At 28.8% G+C, this 17,501-nt stretch carries 16 protein-coding genes; 7 read left to right on the top strand and 9 right to left on the bottom strand.

Annotation, left to right across the window (positions count from 1 at the left end; genetic code table 11):
• Positions 1-123: 123 nt before the first annotated feature.
• The 9 genes from noc to rpmH all read right to left on the bottom strand — a co-directional run bounded on the left by noc (position 124) and on the right by rpmH (position 7,494).
• Positions 124-900 carry a nucleoid occlusion protein gene (noc, locus tag ACYUEX_RS16210; RefSeq protein ID WP_411169314.1) on the bottom strand — a complete coding sequence of 259 codons (777 nt, stop codon included), beginning with the start codon at positions 898-900 and terminating at the stop codon, positions 124-126.
• Between the two features lie 229 nt (positions 901-1,129).
• Positions 1,130-1,849: a 16S rRNA (guanine(527)-N(7))-methyltransferase RsmG gene (rsmG, locus tag ACYUEX_RS16205; RefSeq protein WP_460289095.1), complete on the bottom strand. Its 720-nt coding sequence runs from the start codon at positions 1,847-1,849 to the stop codon at positions 1,130-1,132.
• 18 nt (positions 1,850-1,867) lie between these two features.
• Positions 1,868-3,742 carry a tRNA uridine-5-carboxymethylaminomethyl(34) synthesis enzyme MnmG gene (gene mnmG, locus ACYUEX_RS16200; protein ID WP_460289094.1) on the bottom strand — a complete coding sequence of 625 codons (1,875 nt, stop codon included), beginning with the start codon at positions 3,740-3,742 and terminating at the stop codon, positions 1,868-1,870.
• Between the two features lie 11 nt (positions 3,743-3,753).
• Positions 3,754-5,133 carry a tRNA uridine-5-carboxymethylaminomethyl(34) synthesis GTPase MnmE gene (mnmE, locus tag ACYUEX_RS16195; RefSeq protein ID WP_460289093.1) on the bottom strand — a complete coding sequence of 460 codons (1,380 nt, stop codon included), beginning with the start codon at positions 5,131-5,133 and terminating at the stop codon, positions 3,754-3,756.
• A gap of 158 nt (positions 5,134-5,291) precedes the next feature.
• Entirely contained in the window at positions 5,292-5,915 is a 624-nt protein-coding gene (gene jag / locus ACYUEX_RS16190) for an RNA-binding cell elongation regulator Jag/EloR (RefSeq protein ID WP_460289092.1), read from the bottom strand.
• A gap of 41 nt (positions 5,916-5,956) precedes the next feature.
• Positions 5,957-6,721 (bottom strand): membrane protein insertase YidC, encoded by a 765-nt coding sequence (yidC, locus tag ACYUEX_RS16185; protein ID WP_460289091.1) that lies wholly within the window; start codon positions 6,719-6,721, stop codon positions 5,957-5,959.
• Positions 6,722-6,739: 18 nt separating this feature from the next.
• A complete protein-coding gene (yidD, locus tag ACYUEX_RS16180) occupies positions 6,740-6,949 on the bottom strand; it encodes a membrane protein insertion efficiency factor YidD (RefSeq protein ID WP_322379464.1) in 210 nt (69 codons plus the stop codon).
• Complete coding sequence (gene rnpA, locus ACYUEX_RS16175) at positions 6,949-7,299, bottom strand: ribonuclease P protein component (protein WP_411169319.1); 351 nt, start codon at positions 7,297-7,299, stop codon at positions 6,949-6,951. The genes yidD and rnpA overlap by 1 nt, the downstream gene beginning before the upstream one ends.
• Positions 7,300-7,359: 60 nt before the next feature.
• Entirely contained in the window at positions 7,360-7,494 is a 135-nt protein-coding gene (gene rpmH, locus ACYUEX_RS16170; RefSeq protein ID WP_411169320.1) for a 50S ribosomal protein L34, read from the bottom strand.
• A gap of 535 nt (positions 7,495-8,029) precedes the next feature.
• On the opposite strand from rpmH, the gene dnaA reads away from it, so the two are divergent.
• The 7 genes from dnaA to gyrA all read left to right on the top strand — a co-directional run bounded on the left by dnaA (position 8,030) and on the right by gyrA (position 16,997).
• The gene (gene dnaA / locus ACYUEX_RS16165) at positions 8,030-9,385 is read left to right on the top strand and encodes a chromosomal replication initiator protein DnaA (RefSeq protein WP_411169321.1); all 1,356 of its coding nucleotides are present in this window, start codon (positions 8,030-8,032) and stop codon (positions 9,383-9,385) included.
• 268 nt (positions 9,386-9,653) lie between these two features.
• Entirely contained in the window at positions 9,654-10,754 is a 1,101-nt protein-coding gene (dnaN, locus tag ACYUEX_RS16160; RefSeq protein ID WP_460289090.1) for a DNA polymerase III subunit beta, read from the top strand.
• A gap of 49 nt (positions 10,755-10,803) precedes the next feature.
• Entirely contained in the window at positions 10,804-11,010 is a 207-nt protein-coding gene (yaaA, locus tag ACYUEX_RS16155) for a S4 domain-containing protein YaaA (protein ID WP_460289208.1), read from the top strand.
• A gap of 81 nt (positions 11,011-11,091) precedes the next feature.
• Positions 11,092-12,177, top strand: coding sequence for a DNA replication/repair protein RecF (recF, locus tag ACYUEX_RS16150; RefSeq protein WP_460289089.1), 1,086 nt, complete (start codon positions 11,092-11,094; stop codon positions 12,175-12,177).
• 13 nt (positions 12,178-12,190) lie between these two features.
• Entirely contained in the window at positions 12,191-12,451 is a 261-nt protein-coding gene (gene remB, locus ACYUEX_RS16145) for an extracellular matrix regulator RemB (protein ID WP_411169324.1), read from the top strand.
• 58 nt (positions 12,452-12,509) lie between these two features.
• Positions 12,510-14,423 (top strand): DNA topoisomerase (ATP-hydrolyzing) subunit B, encoded by a 1,914-nt coding sequence (gene gyrB, locus ACYUEX_RS16140; RefSeq protein WP_411169325.1) that lies wholly within the window; start codon positions 12,510-12,512, stop codon positions 14,421-14,423.
• 21 nt (positions 14,424-14,444) lie between these two features.
• Positions 14,445-16,997, top strand: coding sequence for a DNA gyrase subunit A (gene gyrA / locus ACYUEX_RS16135; RefSeq protein ID WP_411169326.1), 2,553 nt, complete (start codon positions 14,445-14,447; stop codon positions 16,995-16,997).
• The last annotated feature ends 504 nt before the right edge of the window (positions 16,998-17,501 follow it).

The following is a 17,501-nucleotide window of genomic DNA, read 5'->3' as shown; positions in this document are numbered from 1 at the left end:
ATATTATATATAGTTTTCCTTAATATTAAAAGATTAACATAATAAAAAGTAGTTAAATTAACTATTTTATTTTTCAAAAAAATAAGTATACTCTTAATAAATTTAAGAATATACTTATTTTCATTATTTCTTAGGTATAGATACCGTTATTTGTATAAATTCTTCCTCATCTTTAAATTTATACTCAGCTGGTATATTAAATTTATCAAATACTTGCTTAATAGTATTTACATATAGTTTTGCTGGAAAAACACTTTTTATTTTTTTCTTTTCTTTATTATTTAACTCTTCTCCAGCTAGTTTTAATAATTCTTTATTAACAGCTTCCTCAGTGGCCTTAACGTTAAGTGAATTTTTAACAACCTTTTCTATAACTATTAACTGCAAATCTTCGTTAGGTAAAGATAGTAACGCTCTAGCATGTCTTTCTGTTAGTTTGTTCTTTATACAAGACTCTCTAACTTCTGAACTAAGCTTTAGTAATCTGAGTTTATTAGCTATAGTTGATTGTTTTTTGCCCATTCTCTTAGCCAATTCATCTTGAGTAAATTTATGATCATTTATAAGATTATAATAAGCCTCTGCTTCTTCAATAAAATTTAAATCCTCTCTTTGTAAATTCTCTAACAAAGCAATTTCTGCAGATTGTGTATCTGTAATCTCAATAATATTGCATGGTACACTTTCTAGCTCTGCCATTCTAGCAGCTCTCCATCTTCTTTCACCTGCTACTAACTCGAAATTTTCTCCTCTTCTTCTAACAGTAATAGGTTGTATTATTCCATGCTCTCTTATAGATTGAGATAACTCCTCTAATGCTTCTTCGTTAAAAAATCTTCTCGGCTGATAAGTATTTGGAAATATCTTATCTACACTAATATTATTAATTTCTCTATTCATATGCACCCAACCATCCCCTATTATTATAAGTTACCATTTATTCAATTAAATTACTTTTATTCAATAAATTAAAAATTCTATTTTCTTCTCTAATTTCCTTCTTTTTATTCCTTAATATTATAAGACAAATTTATTTATTAAAACTTAATTATCTACAAATGAATTTATATACTTTTCAAAAAATTTATTAATCGACTTTTTTTATTAATATATATTGTAGAATATGATTTTATTTAATAGGTTTTTTGTTTACTGTTCCTGCTTTTCTAGGATATACCTTAGGGCATTTACTTATCTTTTTAACTTCAACTATATTATGTTTTAAGTCAGACTCTTCAATATTAACTTCTACTATACCATTTAGTTCTCCACCTAAAACAGCTATAGCTTTTTGGGCCTCCTTAAGTTCTTCTTCTATAGCAGGTCCTTTTAAAGCAACAAAGTGGCCATCTATTTTTACATAAGGCATACAAAGCTCTGACAATACTGCCATATTAGCTACAGCTCTTGATGTAGATACATCAAAGTTCTCTCTTAATTCTGGTTTTCTTGATCCATCTTCTGCCCTAGAATGAATTGTAGTTACATTCTTTAACTCTAAATTGTTTATAACTGTATTTAAAAAGTTAATTCTTTTATTTAATGAATCTAATAATGTTACTTGTACATTAGGATTCATTATTGCTATAGGAAGCCCAGGAAACCCTGCTCCTGTTCCTACATCTATTATAGTCTTGGCATTTTTGATTGCTTCTGACTTAAAAGCTTTAATACAATCTATAAAATGTTTTTTAATTACTTCTTCATCCTGTGTTATTGCCGTAAGATTTATCTTTTCATTCCACTCTTGAAGTAATTTCATATAACTTATGAACTGATTATACTGATGTTCTGATAATTCTAATCCAACTTCTAAAGAAGCTTCTTTCATTAATTGAAAATATTCCATAATTTCCTCCAAAGAAATTTATTTCTTATATTGATGTTCTAAATAAATTAGTAAAACAGATATATCTGCTGGTGAAACACCTGATATTCTTGATGCTTGACCTATACTTACAGGCCTAATGTTAGATAATTTTTGTATTGCTTCAGTTCTTAAGCCCTTTACATCCTTATAATCTAATTCATCAGGAATCAATTTTTTTTCAAACTTCTTAAATTGTTTTACTTGATCTAATTGACTTTCTATATACCCTTCATACTTGGCAATTGTATTTATTTGTTCACCAATATCATCTTCGTATTCATATCTGTCTATATCCAGACTTACTAAGCTAAAGTAATCTAACTCAGGTCTCTTAATAAGTTCATAAAAACTAATAGGCTTTTTAAGCTCTGTTGATCCTAAAGAAACTAAAAACTCATTTACTTCTTTTTTGTTAGTTATTTGAAGTTCTCTCAATCTCTTTACTTCATTTTCTATATTGTTTTTTCTTGTTAAAAACTTTTGATATCTTTCTTCTGTTGCAAGTCCTACTTTATATCCAATTTCAGTTAATCTAAAGTCTGCATTGTCTTGTCTTAATAATAACCTATATTCGGCTCTTGAGGTCATCATTCTATAAGGCTCATTTGTTCCCTTAGTAACTAAATCATCTATAAGTACACCCATATATCCATCTGATCTAGTTAATATCATTGATTCCTTATTTTTAATTTTTAATGCAGCATTTATACCAGCAACTATTCCTTGAGCTGCTGCTTCCTCATACCCTGAGCTTCCATTTAATTGTCCTGCACCGTATAAACCTTCAAAGTTTTTAAATTCTAAAGTTGGCTTTAATTGAGTTGGATCAATTGAGTCATATTCTATTGCATATGCAGTCCTCATTATCTCTACATTCTCTAAACCTGGAACTGTTCTTAACATTTGTAATTGTACATCTTCTGGTAATGATGATGACATTCCTCCAATATACATTTCTTGAGTATCTTCACCTTCTGGTTCTATAAATAATTGATGTCTTTCTCTATCTGGAAATCTCATAACTTTATCTTCTATAGATGGACAATATCTAGGTCCTACCCCCTCTATTAATCCATTATACATTGGTGATCTAGATATATTTTCTTGTATTATCTTATGAGTTTCTTCACTAGTATAAGTTAACCAACAAGAAACTTGATCTCTTGAAATGTCTCCACTAATAAATGAAAATGGAACTATTTTTTCATCACCCGGTTGTTCTATCATTTTAGAAAAATCTACTGATCTTTTGTTTATCCTTGCTGGAGTACCAGTTTTAAATCTTCTTAATGATATTCCTAGATCTATTAATGATTGTGATAATTCATTCGCTGCTGCTAATCCATTTGGACCACTGTTATATGTAACATCACCTATGATTATTCTCGCTCTAAGGTAAGTTCCAGTTGTTAATATAACAGCCTTACATTGAAAATAGCCTCCGTTTTTAGTAAGTACACCTTTAACTTTTCCATCCTCAACATCTAATTCTATAACTTCTAGTTGTCTTAAACTAAGATTTTCTTGATTCTCTAAAGCATTCTTCATTCTATTTTGATACTTTTTCTTATCTGCCTGTGCTCTTAAAGAATGAACTGCTGGTCCTTTAGATGTATTAAGCATTCTTGATTGTATATAGGTATGATCTATATTTACTCCCATCTCTCCACCTAATGCATCTATTTCTCTTACTAAATGACCTTTAGCAGTACCTCCTATATTAGGATTACAAGGCATCATAGCTACTGAATCAAGATTAGTTGTACAAATTAATGTCTTTAATCCCATTCTAGCTGTTGCTAGTGCTGCTTCACAACCAGCATGACCAGCACCTACAACTACTACATCGTATTCTCCCGCATTATATTTCATATTTATTTCTCCTACTTTCCACAACAAAATTCTTTAAATATTTTATTAACTAAATCTTCTTCTAATTCTGAACCTGTAATCTCTCCTAAAGCTTTTAATGCTGCAGTAACATATATAGAAATTAAATCAAGGAATTCATTATTTTTAACTCTTATAAGAGCATCACTACAATTCTCCCTAGCTCTTATTAAAGCTTGCTTATGTCTTGAGTTAGATATTATTAAACTTTCGCTATCTATTTTACCATCAAAGAACATATTTTTAATCTCATTTTTTAATCCATCTATTCCAACATCTTCTTTGGCTGAAATTTTTATTATATTCTCAAAGTTATCTAATAAATTGTAATCTAAATTGCTTTCTAAATCCATTTTATTTAATAAAACTATAGATTTTTTATTTTGAATAGCCTCTATTATATCTTTGTCTTCTTTATCTAATTCTCTAGATGAATCTAATACTAATAAAATTAAATCAGCTTCATTTATTTTTTCTTTAGATCTCTCTACACCTATTTTTTCAACTACATCTTCTGTTTCTCTTATGCCTGCCGTATCTATTATTTTTACTGGTATTCCATCTAAATTTATATATTCTTCTATTACATCTCTAGTTGTACCAGCAATATCAGTAACAATTGCTCTCTTTTCTTTAAGAAGTACATTTAATAAAGATGATTTTCCTACATTCGGTTTACCTACTATTGCTAAGCTTAATCCATCCCTTATTATTTTACCTTCATCAGCACTCTTAAGAAGCTTATTCATATGTTCATAAGCCTTTTCAAGGCTATCCTTAACTCTTAAAGGAATACTTGGATCAACCTCTTCATCATCTTCAGTAAAATCTACTGCATATTCTATTAGAGCTAATACATTTAATAGATATTCCCTAAGCTTATTTATCTTTTCTGATAGCGATCCAGTACTTTGCATTAATGCTGATTTCATTGCTAATTCAGTTTTAGCTGTTATTAAGTCCATAACAGCTTCTGCTTGAGATAAATCTATTCTACCGTTCAAAAATGCTCTTTTAGTAAATTCACCTGGCTCTGCAAGCCTAGCACCAGCTTTTATTACCATTTCTAAAACTTTATTTGTTGATGTTACTCCACCGTGACAATTTATTTCTACTGTATCCTCTGCCGTAAAGCTTTTAGGCCCCTTCATATAACTTATTATTACTTCATCTATTAAATCATTTGTATCTATATCAACTACGTGTCCATATCTCATAGTATAAGTTTTCATTTCACTTATATCTTTTCCACTTTTTGATTTAAAAATTTCAGATACTATATTTAAAGCTTTATCTCCAGATACTCTTATAATTGCAATTCCACCTTCACCTATGGCTGTTGATATTGCACAAATTGTATCAAATTCTTTCATCTTCTATCCTCCTTAATGTATATTAGATAAAATTTCTTTTGTTCAATATACTTTGTATTTATATATTCTACCCCATTTTAACTAATATTCATTTTACAGAACTATTTAAATTAAGTCAAAAGAAATAAAGGTAAGAAAGCCTATTGGCCTTCCCACCTTTATTTCTTTATATCTACTACAATTCTTCTATGAGGTTCATCCCCCTGACTAAATGTATAGACATAGTCATTGTCCTGTAAAGCAGAATGTATTACTCTTCTTTCATAAGGGTTCATTGGTTCTAGTTTATAAGGTCTTCCAGTTTTTCTAACTTTATATGCAGTTTTTTCAGCCACTCTTATTAAGGTTTCTTCTCTTTTTTTTCTATAATTTTCAGTATCTAAAACTACCTTTTTATAAGGAATATCATGTTCTTTATTAACTACTAATGATGCTAGATATTGAAGAGAATCAAGTGTTTCTCCTCTATATCCAATTATTAATCCCATTTTAGGCCCATTTAAGTTTATATAAAGTATATCATCAGTTTCTTTAATTCTTATTTCTGCTTGTATTCCCATGTTATCAAGAATACTTCTCAAAAATACTCTTACATCTTCCTTATAATCTCTTTTAACCTTAACTAATATTTTTGCTGGCTTTGTTCCTATAAGATTTAAAAATCCTTTAGAACCTTCCTCTATAACTTCATATTCGACCTTATCCTCTGTAACCTTTAACTCTTTTAGAGCACTTTTTAAAGCTTCACTTACACTTTTACCCGTCATTTCTAATGTTTTCATACCCTATTCACCACCTAGTAAATACTCAATAATAACATATTTTAATTTTTCTTCTTAGTCTTTGGTGTTGCTTTTTTTGCATTTTGAATAGTTTTTAACTTTTCATCTTCTTCTTTTGCTTCTTTTTTCTTTTTAGCTGGTAAGTAATTTATAAAATAAGTTTGTGCTAATTGTATAACTCCACCTATTACCCAATAAATAACTAATATTGATTGGAAGTTAATTGCCATTATCCCCATCATACCAGCCATCATAATATTCATACTTCCCATATTCATTGGACTATCTTCATTTTTAGGCATTGACTTAGTTAAAAGTAAACTTGGTAAATAAGTACTTAAGAAAGCCAATACAGGTAATATGAAATATGGATCCTTTACAAATACATTAGGTATCCATAAAAATGATGCATCTACTACAGACCCTTGATCTATTTTCATAAATACATAGTATAAAGCAAATAATATTGGCAAAGGTAGTAATGTAGGAAGACAGCCTCCAAACATACTTACATTATTTTCTTTCATAACCCTTGATGATTCCATTTGCATCTTTTGAGGATCATTTGCATATTTTTTACGTATTGCATTTAATTCAGGTTGAACCTCTTGCATTCTAGCATTTGATCTGCTTGATTTTATATTTAATGGTAATATTAACAATCTTATTATTATAGTAAATATTGCAATTGTTAATACATATGAAACACCACTTGGTTCCATATTAAATACTGTAAGAATAACATTATGAAGATTATCAAATATAACCTTCAAAAAGTCTGTTATTGGCGATAAAAAGTTCATCATATTTTATGCGTAACCTCCTTATTTTACAGGATCATATCCACCTTTAGAAAATGGATGACACCTTAAAATTCTCTTTATAGCTAAAAAACCACCCTTTATTGCTCCATATTTATTAATAGCATCTATTGCATATTGTGAACATGTTGGAACATAAATACATGTTGGTGGTCTCATTGGTGAAATATATTTTCTATATAAATGTATAGATTTTATCATTAATTTCTTCATTACTTATATAAGCCTGCCTTTAAAAAAAGTTTTTTCATTGCGTCTTCAACTTCAACGAAACTTTTCTCCTTTATAGCACTTCTTGCTACAAACACAAAGTCATAACCTGTTTTAATGTCTTTTTCATTAAGTCTATAACTTTCGGTTATCAATCGTTTACTTCTACTTCTAACTACACTATTCCCAACTTTTTTACTAACAGAAATTCCTACCTTATTATAAGTAAGCCTGTCTTCTGATTTGTTTTTCTTATTATTATAAATGTATAAAACCAAAAGATTATTAGCTAAAGACTTTCCCCTTCTATATACTAATTTAAATTCATTATTTTTTCTTAATCTGTACACCATTGGAAACTCTCTACTCCTTTTTTTCCTGCATTGCAGAAAAAAGGCCACTATTTGCGGCCCTTATGCTGTTAATCTTTTTCTACCTTTTTGTCTTCTTTTCTTAAGAATAGTTCTTCCTGATGAAGTCTTCATTCTTTTTCTGAATCCATGTTCTTTTTTTCTTTGTCTCTTTTTTGGTTGGTATGTCATGAACATTTCACTACACCCCCTTTAAATTGTAATTTCTATAGTAAAAACTATAATCTCTATTTTAAATTTACCTTATTATTATATATACATCAGCATTTTATGTCAATACACTATAATTTTCAAATTATGTTGATAAATATAAAAATATTGCCACATTTTTTTGTGGATAACTTCTTGAATACTCTATTTGACTTGTGTTATTATTAATATTGAATGTGAATAACTTTATTTAGCAAACAACTTATCCACACTTGTGGATTAAATTGTGTATAACTTGTTTGCATTTTCTTTATTATTTTTATAATTATATATATTTTTAGCTAAAATATTGCTTTTATACCATGTTAATAATGTTAAAAAAGGTCCATACTTATACTGTGGATAATTTTTATATATCTTTAGCATCAACATAATTATTAACATGTGAATAATTTTATTCTTATTTATTAACACGAAATTTCATCTGTTAATAAATGTGTTGATATATTGTTATTAACTATTTAATAATTAAATATAAAATTTATTTTATGGAGGATATAAGATGGATAATGATCTAAAATCATTATGGGAAAAAACATTAAATATAATAAAAGGTGAAATGAGCGAAGTTAGTTTTAATACATGGATTAAAAGCTGCGAGCCTATTTCTATATCTTCCAATACAATAAAAATCAGTGTTCCAAATTCCTTTACTCAAGATATACTGGAAAAACGTTATAAGGATTTGGTTGTAAATTCTATAGAGGCAGCTTGCGCCAAAGTATATAAAGTAGAATTTATTGTAGCATCTGATGTTCAGGAAGCTGAAGAAAGGGAAGAAAAAAAATCAAATTTTGATGATAAAGTATCTATTACCGTAAATGATGAAATGTCTAGTACATTAAATCCTAAATATACTTTTGATTCATTTGTTATCGGTAATAGTAATAGGTTTGCTCATGCAGCATCATTAGCAGTTGCTGAATCTCCAGCCAAGGCATATAATCCTTTATTCATTTATGGAGGAGTTGGACTTGGAAAAACTCACTTAATGCATGCTATTGGACATTATGTGCTGCAAAATAATTCTAGTGCCAAGGTTGTATATGTGTCTTCTGAAAAGTTTACAAATGAGCTTATAAATGCAATAAAAGATGATAAAAATGAAGAATTTAGAAATAAATATAGAAATGTTGACATTCTTCTTATAGACGATATTCAGTTTATAGCTGGAAAGGAAAGAACTCAAGAAGAATTTTTCCATACATTTAATGAATTACATGATGCAAATAAGCAAATAATTTTATCATCAGATAGACCTCCAAAGGAAATTCCTACTTTAGAGGATAGATTACGCTCTAGATTTGAATGGGGCTTAATTGCTGATATTCAAGCTCCAGATTTTGAAACAAGAATGGCAATATTAAAAAAGAAGGCTGATGTAGAAAAATTAAATGTTGCAAATGAGGTTATGGTTTATATTGCAACAAAAATTAAATCTAATATTAGAGAACTTGAAGGTGCTTTAATTAGAATAGTAGCTTATTCATCATTGACGAATAGGCCAATAACTGTCGAATTAGCTAGCGAAGCTCTTAAGGATATAATATCAAATAAACAAAATAAAAATGTAACTATAGATGTTATTCAAGATGTTGTTGCTGGATATTTTAATCTTAGGATAGAAGACTTAAAATCTCAAAGAAGAACTAGAAATGTAGCATATCCTAGGCAAATTGCAATGTATTTAAGTAGAAAGTTAACTGATATGTCTCTGCCCAAAATCGGAGAAGAGTTTGGGGGTAGAGACCATACTACTGTAATACATGCCTATGAAAAAATATCTGATAATTTAAACACAGATGAAAGTCTACAACACACAGTAAATGATATAACAAAAAAACTAACTCAAAATTAACTAACAACTGTACATAAATATATTGAATTATTTGTGGATAACTATGTAAGACAATATCACTTGTTAATAATGTGGATAAGACATGTAATTTTTGCTTCACTTATCCACAATATTTTTTTACAAACAATTTAGTGATTTCAACGGCTAAAGCCACTTATCAACATATTAACAGCCCCTACTACTACTATTATTATTTTTTATCTATATATTTATATATATTATCTATATTTAAAAAATCAAAATGTTTATAACTTAAGGAGGTTTTTATATGATATTTATTTGTGAAAAACAAAAAATACAAGAAGGTATATCAATTGCTAACAAAGCTATAACAGGAAAAACAACAATGCCTATATTAGAAGGTATCTACATAAATGCTAAAAAAGATGGCTTAACTTTAATAGGATCTGATATGGATGTATCTATAGAAACAAAAGTAGAAGCAAATGTTTTAGAAGAAGGTATGATTGTTATAGATGCAAAAATCTTTGGAGAAATTATAAGAAAATTACCTAATTCAGATATAAAAATAGAAACTTTAGAAAATGACATAATACAAATTACATGTGAAAAATCAATATTTAACTTAGTCTATATGAATGGTGAAGATTATCCAGCTTTACCAAATATAAATGAAAACTTGTCAGTTGAAGTTCCTCAAAATATACTTAAAAATATGATAAAGGGAACATCATTTGCTGTAGCTCAAGATGAAACAAGGCCAATACTTCAAGGAATTTTATTTGAGGTTAATAATAAAGTATTAAATTTAGTAGCTCTAGATGGTTATAGATTAGCTGTAAGAAGTGAATTTTTAGGCAATGATAATAATATAGAAGTTGTAATACCAGGAAAAACATTAAATGAAGTTTCAAAAATATTAGAAGATGTATCAGATATAGTTAAAATAACTTTCACAAATAACCATATATTATTTAATTTAAATAATACTAAAGTTATTTCTAGATTATTAGACGGTAAATTTGTTAATTATTCTTCGTTACTACCTCAAGAATATAAAATTTTAGTGGATGTTAATAAACAACAACTACAGAATTGTATAGAAAGAGCATCTTTAATGGCTAAGGATGGTAATAGTAATTTAATAAAATTAGATGTTCAAGAAGATACTATGATAATAACATCTAATTCTCAATTGGGAAAAGTGAGAGAAGAATTAAATATAAATCTGCAAGGAGATCAAATACAAATTGCATTTAATTCTAGATATTTATTAGATGTATTAAAAAATATTGATGACGATGAAGTTAAAATGGAAATGACATCAAGTGTTAGCCCATGTGTTATAAAGTGTAAAAATACAGATAACTCAAAATATCTTGTTTTACCAGTAAGGTTAATAAGATAAGAAAGGAGATTTGTGCATAAATTGTGAATTAATATGCATGAAATTGGAAATGGTTGATATAGAAATAAATACAGAATTTATTAAATTAGATTCTTTTTTAAAATGGTGTGGAGCAGCCTCATTAGGTTCTGAAGCTAAAATGTATATTTTAGATGAAATGGTTAAAGTAAATGGTGAGATTTGCGTTCAGAGAGGAAAAAAAATCAGACAAGGGGATATAGTAGAATTTAACGGTGAAAAATACAGAGTTATTTAAAGAGTAGCTATATTCTATTTGTATTAACCTTATAATTACTTTTATTCCTCTAATATGTTATAATTAAAATAGGTGTTAAAAATGTATATTAAAAGACTTCAAATGTTAAATTATAGAAATTATAAATCTTTAAATATAACACTTGGTAAAAATGTAAATGTATTTATGGGGGATAATGCTCAAGGTAAGACTAATATTCTTGAAGCAATTTATTATTGTGCGTTTGCAAAATCTCATAGGACATCAAAAGATAAGGATTTAATAAATTGGAATTCGGATAGCGCATATGTAAGTTTATTAGTAGGCAAGGATAGACTCGATAAAAATATTGATATAAATATACTAAAGGATGGGAAAAAGGCAATACGGATTAATAAAGTTAAGGTTTCTAAAATAGGTGAGCTGTTTGGGAACTTTAACGTTGTTATGTTTTCGCCTGAAGATTTAAAGATTATAAAAGATTCTCCAGGAGTAAGGAGAAAATTTATTGATATGGAGTTATGTCAGTTAAATTCTAAGTATTACTATAACCTAGTTCAATATAATAAAGTTCTGAATGAAAGAAATGTTATTTTAAGAAATAAGAATTTAGATAAAGAAATTTTAGATGTATATGATATACAATTAGCAAATTATGGATATCATATAATAATAGATAGACTTAAATATATTAACAAATTAAATTTTTATGGAAAAGATATACATAGTGACATATCTTCAGGAAAAGAAAATATAGAATTTAAATATATAAGTACAATAAAGGATTTAGAAAATATAGAATCTAACTTTTATGAAATCTTAAAAAAGAACAGAAAAAAGGATATTGAAAAAGGAACAACCAGTGTAGGGCCACATAGAGATGACTTTGTTATTCTTATAAATAACATAGATACGAAGAGTTTTGGCTCACAAGGACAGCAGAGAAGCTCTGTTCTTACAATAAAATTTTCATCTTTAAAAATAATAAAGGAAATGACATCAGAATATCCAGTATTGTTATTAGATGATGTTTTATCTGAGTTAGATTTTAATAGAAAGAGATATATTCTTAGTACTATTGGAGAAATTCAAACTGTAATAACGTGTACTGGGATAGAAGATTTGACTAATTATTTAGATAGTAGCTCCAGAGTCTTTAAAGTTAAAGATGGAGAAATCCTAAATTAAGGGAGGAATTCTTATGTTTTTACATTTAGGAGAAAATGTAGTTGTTCCAATTAAAGATGTAATTGGAATTTTTGATTTGAAAACTACGATGTACAGCTCAGATACTAGTGCTTTTCTAAGAATGGCAGAAGAAGATGGGTTTGTAGAGAGGATTTCTAAAGAAAAACCAAAATCATTTGTTATAGCTGAAGTTAATAAAAAGAGTAAAATTTATTTATCTCCAATTTCATCTTCAACTTTAACAAAAAGAACTAATATAGATTATAATCCATAGTTCCAATATTAAATCTTCATGTGATTATAATAAAATTTCATTTTAGGAGGAGATTAGGTTGGAAAATAACAAGCAAAGTTATGATGAAAGTCAAATTCAGGTTTTAGAAGGCTTAGAAGCTGTTAGAAAAAGACCAGGAATGTACATAGGAAGTACTAGTTCAAGAGGTCTTCATCATCTTGTGTATGAAATAGTTGATAATAGTATAGACGAGGCTTTAGCTGGATTTTGTACAGAAATAAGTGTAACTATTAATGAGGATAATTCTATAACTGTAATAGATAATGGTAGGGGAATGCCTACTGGAATACATCCTAAGATAGGTAAGTCAACTGTAGAGGTTATAATGACAGTTCTTCATGCTGGAGGAAAATTCGGCGGTGGAGGATATAAGGTATCTGGTGGATTACATGGAGTTGGGGCCTCAGTAGTTAACGCTTTGTCAGAGTGGTGTGAAGTAACTGTAAATAGAGAAGGTAGCATATGGCAACAAAAATATTCAAGAGGAGCTGTTGTAACTGATTTATGTGAAATAGGAGAATCAGAAAATCATGGTACAAAGGTTTCATTTAAGCCTGATACTGAAATATTTGAGGAAACAGAATATGATTTCGATATACTATCTCATAGGTTAAGAGAATTAGCTTTCTTAAATAAAGGAATTAAAATAGTACTAACTGATAAAAGAGAAGATGATAACAAAGAAGAGATATACCACTATGAGGGTGGTATAAAGGAGTTTATATCATATCTAAATAGAAATAAAGAAGTTTTACATGCAGAGCCAATATATGTTGAGGGAGAAAGAGATGGAATAATAGCAGAAATATCACTTCAATATAACGATGGCTATAATGAGAATATATATTCATTTGCTAATAATATAGATACCATAGAGGGTGGAACTCATTTAGCGGGATTTAAAACAGCTTTAACAAGAGTTATAAATGATTACGCTAAAAAGTTTAATCATTTAAAAGATAATGATAAGAATTTATCAGGAGATGATATTAGAGAAGGTTTAACAGCAGTTGTTTCTATTAAGATATCTGAACCGCAATTTGAGGGCCAAACAAAAACAAAACTTGGTAACTCAGAGGTTAGAGGAATAGTTGATTCAATAGTTGGAGAAGGAGTATCAATATTCCTAGAGGAAAATCCTAACGTTGGAAAAATAATAATTGAGAAAGCATTAATGGCAGCAAGAGCCAGAGATGCGGCCAGAAAAGCAAGAGAATTAACAAGAAAATCAGTATTAGAACGTTCATCATTACCTGGGAAATTAGCTGATTGTTCATCTAAGGATCCATTAGAATGTGAAATTTATATAGTTGAGGGAGATTCAGCAGGTGGATCAGCAAAACAAGGAAGAAATAGAAGATTCCAAGCTATATTACCGTTAAGAGGTAAAATATTAAATGTTGAAAAACAAAGATTAGATAGAATACTAACAGCTGATTCAATAAAGTCTATGGTTACAGCATTTGGTGCCGGAATAGGAGAAGACTTTGATGAAGATAAATTAAGATATAGTAGGATAATAATAATGACTGATGCCGATGTAGATGGAGCGCATATTAGAACTCTATTATTAACATTTTTCTTTAGATATATGAGAGGCTTACTAGATGGAGGCCATGTATATATAGCGCAACCACCACTTTATCAAGTAAAGAAAAATAAAAAAGAATACTATGCTTATTCCGATTCAGAGCTTGAAAGATTATTAAATGAAGTTGGTGGAAAAGATAATTCAACAGCTATACAAAGATATAAAGGTCTTGGAGAAATGAATGCAACACAATTATGGGATACAACTATGGATCCAGATAAGAGAGTACTTTTAAAGGCTACTATAGAAGATGCTATAGCAGCGGACGAAATATTTACTATATTAATGGGCGATAAAGTTGAACCAAGAAGAGAATTTATTCAAAAGAATGCTAAGAAAGTAAGCAATTTAGATATTTAGTACTAAAACGAGGTGAGGTACATGAGTTTAAACGAGGGAAAAGTTATATCTATTGATATAAACAAAGAAATGAAGAGGTGCTACATCGACTATGCAATGAGTGTTATAGTTGGTCGTGCACTTCCAGATGTTAGAGATGGACTAAAGCCAGTACATAGAAGAATATTATTTTCTATGCATGAGCTAGGTTTAGCTCCAGAAAAAGGATATAGAAAATGCGCAAGAATTGTTGGGGAAGTTTTAGGTAAGTACCATCCACATGGTGATACATCTGTTTATGATGCACTTGTAAGAATGGCTCAAGATTTCTCAATGAGATACATGCTTGTAGATGGTCATGGGAACTTTGGTTCAGTAGATGGAGATAGCGCTGCGGCTATGAGATATACTGAGGCAAAAATGAATAAAATTGCTGCCGAAATGTTAAGAGATATAACTAAAAACACGGTAGATTTTATTCCTAACTTTGATGGTGAAGAAAAGGAACCAGTTGTATTACCATCAAGATATCCAAACCTTTTAGTAAATGGATCATCAGGTATAGCTGTAGGTATGGCAACAAATATTCCTCCTCATAATTTAGGCGAGGTTATAGATGGAACAATAATGCTTATAGATAACCCTGAAACAACTATTTTAGAATTAATGACTGTAATTAAGGGACCGGATTTTCCAACTGGTGCTACTATAATGGGTAAAGCTGGTATTAGAGCAGCGTATGAAACTGGAAAAGGAAGAATTATAGTTAGAGCTAAAGCTGAGATAGAAGAAGAGAACAATAGACATAGGATAATAGTGACAGAGATACCATATCAAGTTAATAAGGCTAAGCTTATAGAAAATATAGCAGATTTAGTAAAGGATAAGAGAATAGTTGGAATATCTGATCTAAGAGATGAATCTGATAGAGAAGGTATGAGAATTGTAATAGAGCTTAAGAAAGATGCAAATCCTAATGTAGTTCTAAATATGTTATATAAACATACTAAAATGCAAGATACTTTTGGTGTTATAATGTTAGCTCTAGTTAATAATGAACCACAAGTATTAAATATAAAACAAGTATTAAATTATTATATAGAATTCCAAAAGGAAGTTGTAACTAAAAGAACAGTTTTTGAATTAAATAAAGCTGAAGCAAGAGCTCATATACTTGAAGGATTAAGAATTGCACTTGATAATATTGATGAAGTAATAAACATAATAAGATCATCGAAAACTGGTGAAATTGCTAAAAACACATTAATAGATAGATTTGGATTAAGTGATAAGCAAGCACAAGCAATCTTAGAAATGAGATTAAGAAGATTAACTGGATTAGAAAGAGAAAAAATAGAAGAAGAGTACTCTGAACTAATGAAGTTAATAGAATATCTAAATTCAATACTAGCAAGCGAAGAAAAATTATTATCTGTAATCAAAGAAGAATTAACAGAAATAAAAAATAAATATAACGATGAAAGAAGGACTTCTATAGAAAAAGTAATGAATGAAATAGATATAGAAGATCTTATACAAGAAGAGGAAGTCGTTGTTACTTTAACACATTCAGGATATATAAAGAGAATATCAGCAGATACCTATTCTTCTCAAAGAAGAGGGGGAAGAGGAATACAAGCAATGTCTACAAAAGAAGATGATTTTGTAGAACATGTAAATATAACTTCAACTCATTCTGATGTATTATTCTTTACAAATAGAGGTAGGGTTTATAAATTAAGAGCTTATGAAATACCTGATGCAGGAAGAACAGCTAAGGGTACTAATATAATAAATCTTATAGCTATAGAACAAGATGAGAGAATAGAAACAGTTCTTACAATAAGCGATGATGTAACTGAAGGATTCTTATTCATGGGAACAAAACAAGGTTTAGTTAAGAAGACACCTCTATCAGAATTTAAGAATCTTAGAAAAAATGGTTTAATAGCTATAAACCTAAGAGATGGAGATGAACTTCTAAAAGTTAAAGTTACTCGTGGAGATGCTGATATAATAATAGTTACACAAGATGGTAATGCAATTAAGTTTAATGAGAAAGATGTAAGAGCCATGGGTAGAACTGCATCAGGAGTAAGATCAATAAACTTAAGGAAAGATGATATAGCTGTATGTATGGATATAGCTGTAGAAAATGAAGACTTACTTGTAGTAAGTGAAAATGGCTTTGGAAAAAGGACACCTATAACTGAGTATAAGAGACAAAAAAGAGGTGGAACAGGATTAATAACATATAAGCTATCAGAAAAAACTGGTAAAGTAATAGGTGCTACTGTATGTAAGTTAGATGACGAACTTATGCTTATAAATACTAGTGGAGTAGCTATAAGAATAAACGTAGCAGGTATATCAGTAACTAGTAGATCTGCTATGGGCGTAACACTTATGAGAACTACAGAACAAGAAAAAATAGTAGCAATTGCTAAAATATCAGGAAGCATTGAGGATAAAGATGAGCAACTTACTTTAGATAGTGACTCTAATGAGGACGAAGTTCAAAGTGAAATTGCTGTTGTAGATGATTCAGATAATAGCTTAGATAAATTAATAGATAGATTAGAAGATGACAACTAAAAAAGCAATTTAAAACAATAAAAAATATTGTAGCTGTGTAGTTATTAAATACATGCAGCTGCAATTTTTTTATAAATTTACATAGATGTAGCCGCAAAACATATATAAATACATAGCTATAGTGTATAAATATGGTTTTAATAACGTAATCTTATCCAGGTGTATCAATAATAGAATTAATTAGATAATAATAGAAAAATAGAGTAAATTAATAATAAATTTAAAAAATAAATACATATGAATAAAACTATATGAATTTAAAATGATATTATAAATCTCGTCGCTGAGAGATGCGATAAAACAAGTCAAAAAAACTTTGAAAAAAGTTGTTGACAGTAAGAAAAACAAATGATATTATAAGAAAGTCGCTTGAGGGCGATGAAGAAAATGGTCTTTGAAAATTGAACAGAATATAAGTTAAGTAAACAAACCAGCAATTCTTTTAGACGTCTTAAAATTAAGACTCAAAGTAATTTGAGCAAAGAGATTAAACTTTTTATTGAG

The organism is Clostridium sp. CTA-7 (genome assembly GCF_054768095.1).
Note: the sequence above shows the minus strand (reverse complement) of the source record. Positions and strands in the feature narration are given on the sequence as shown.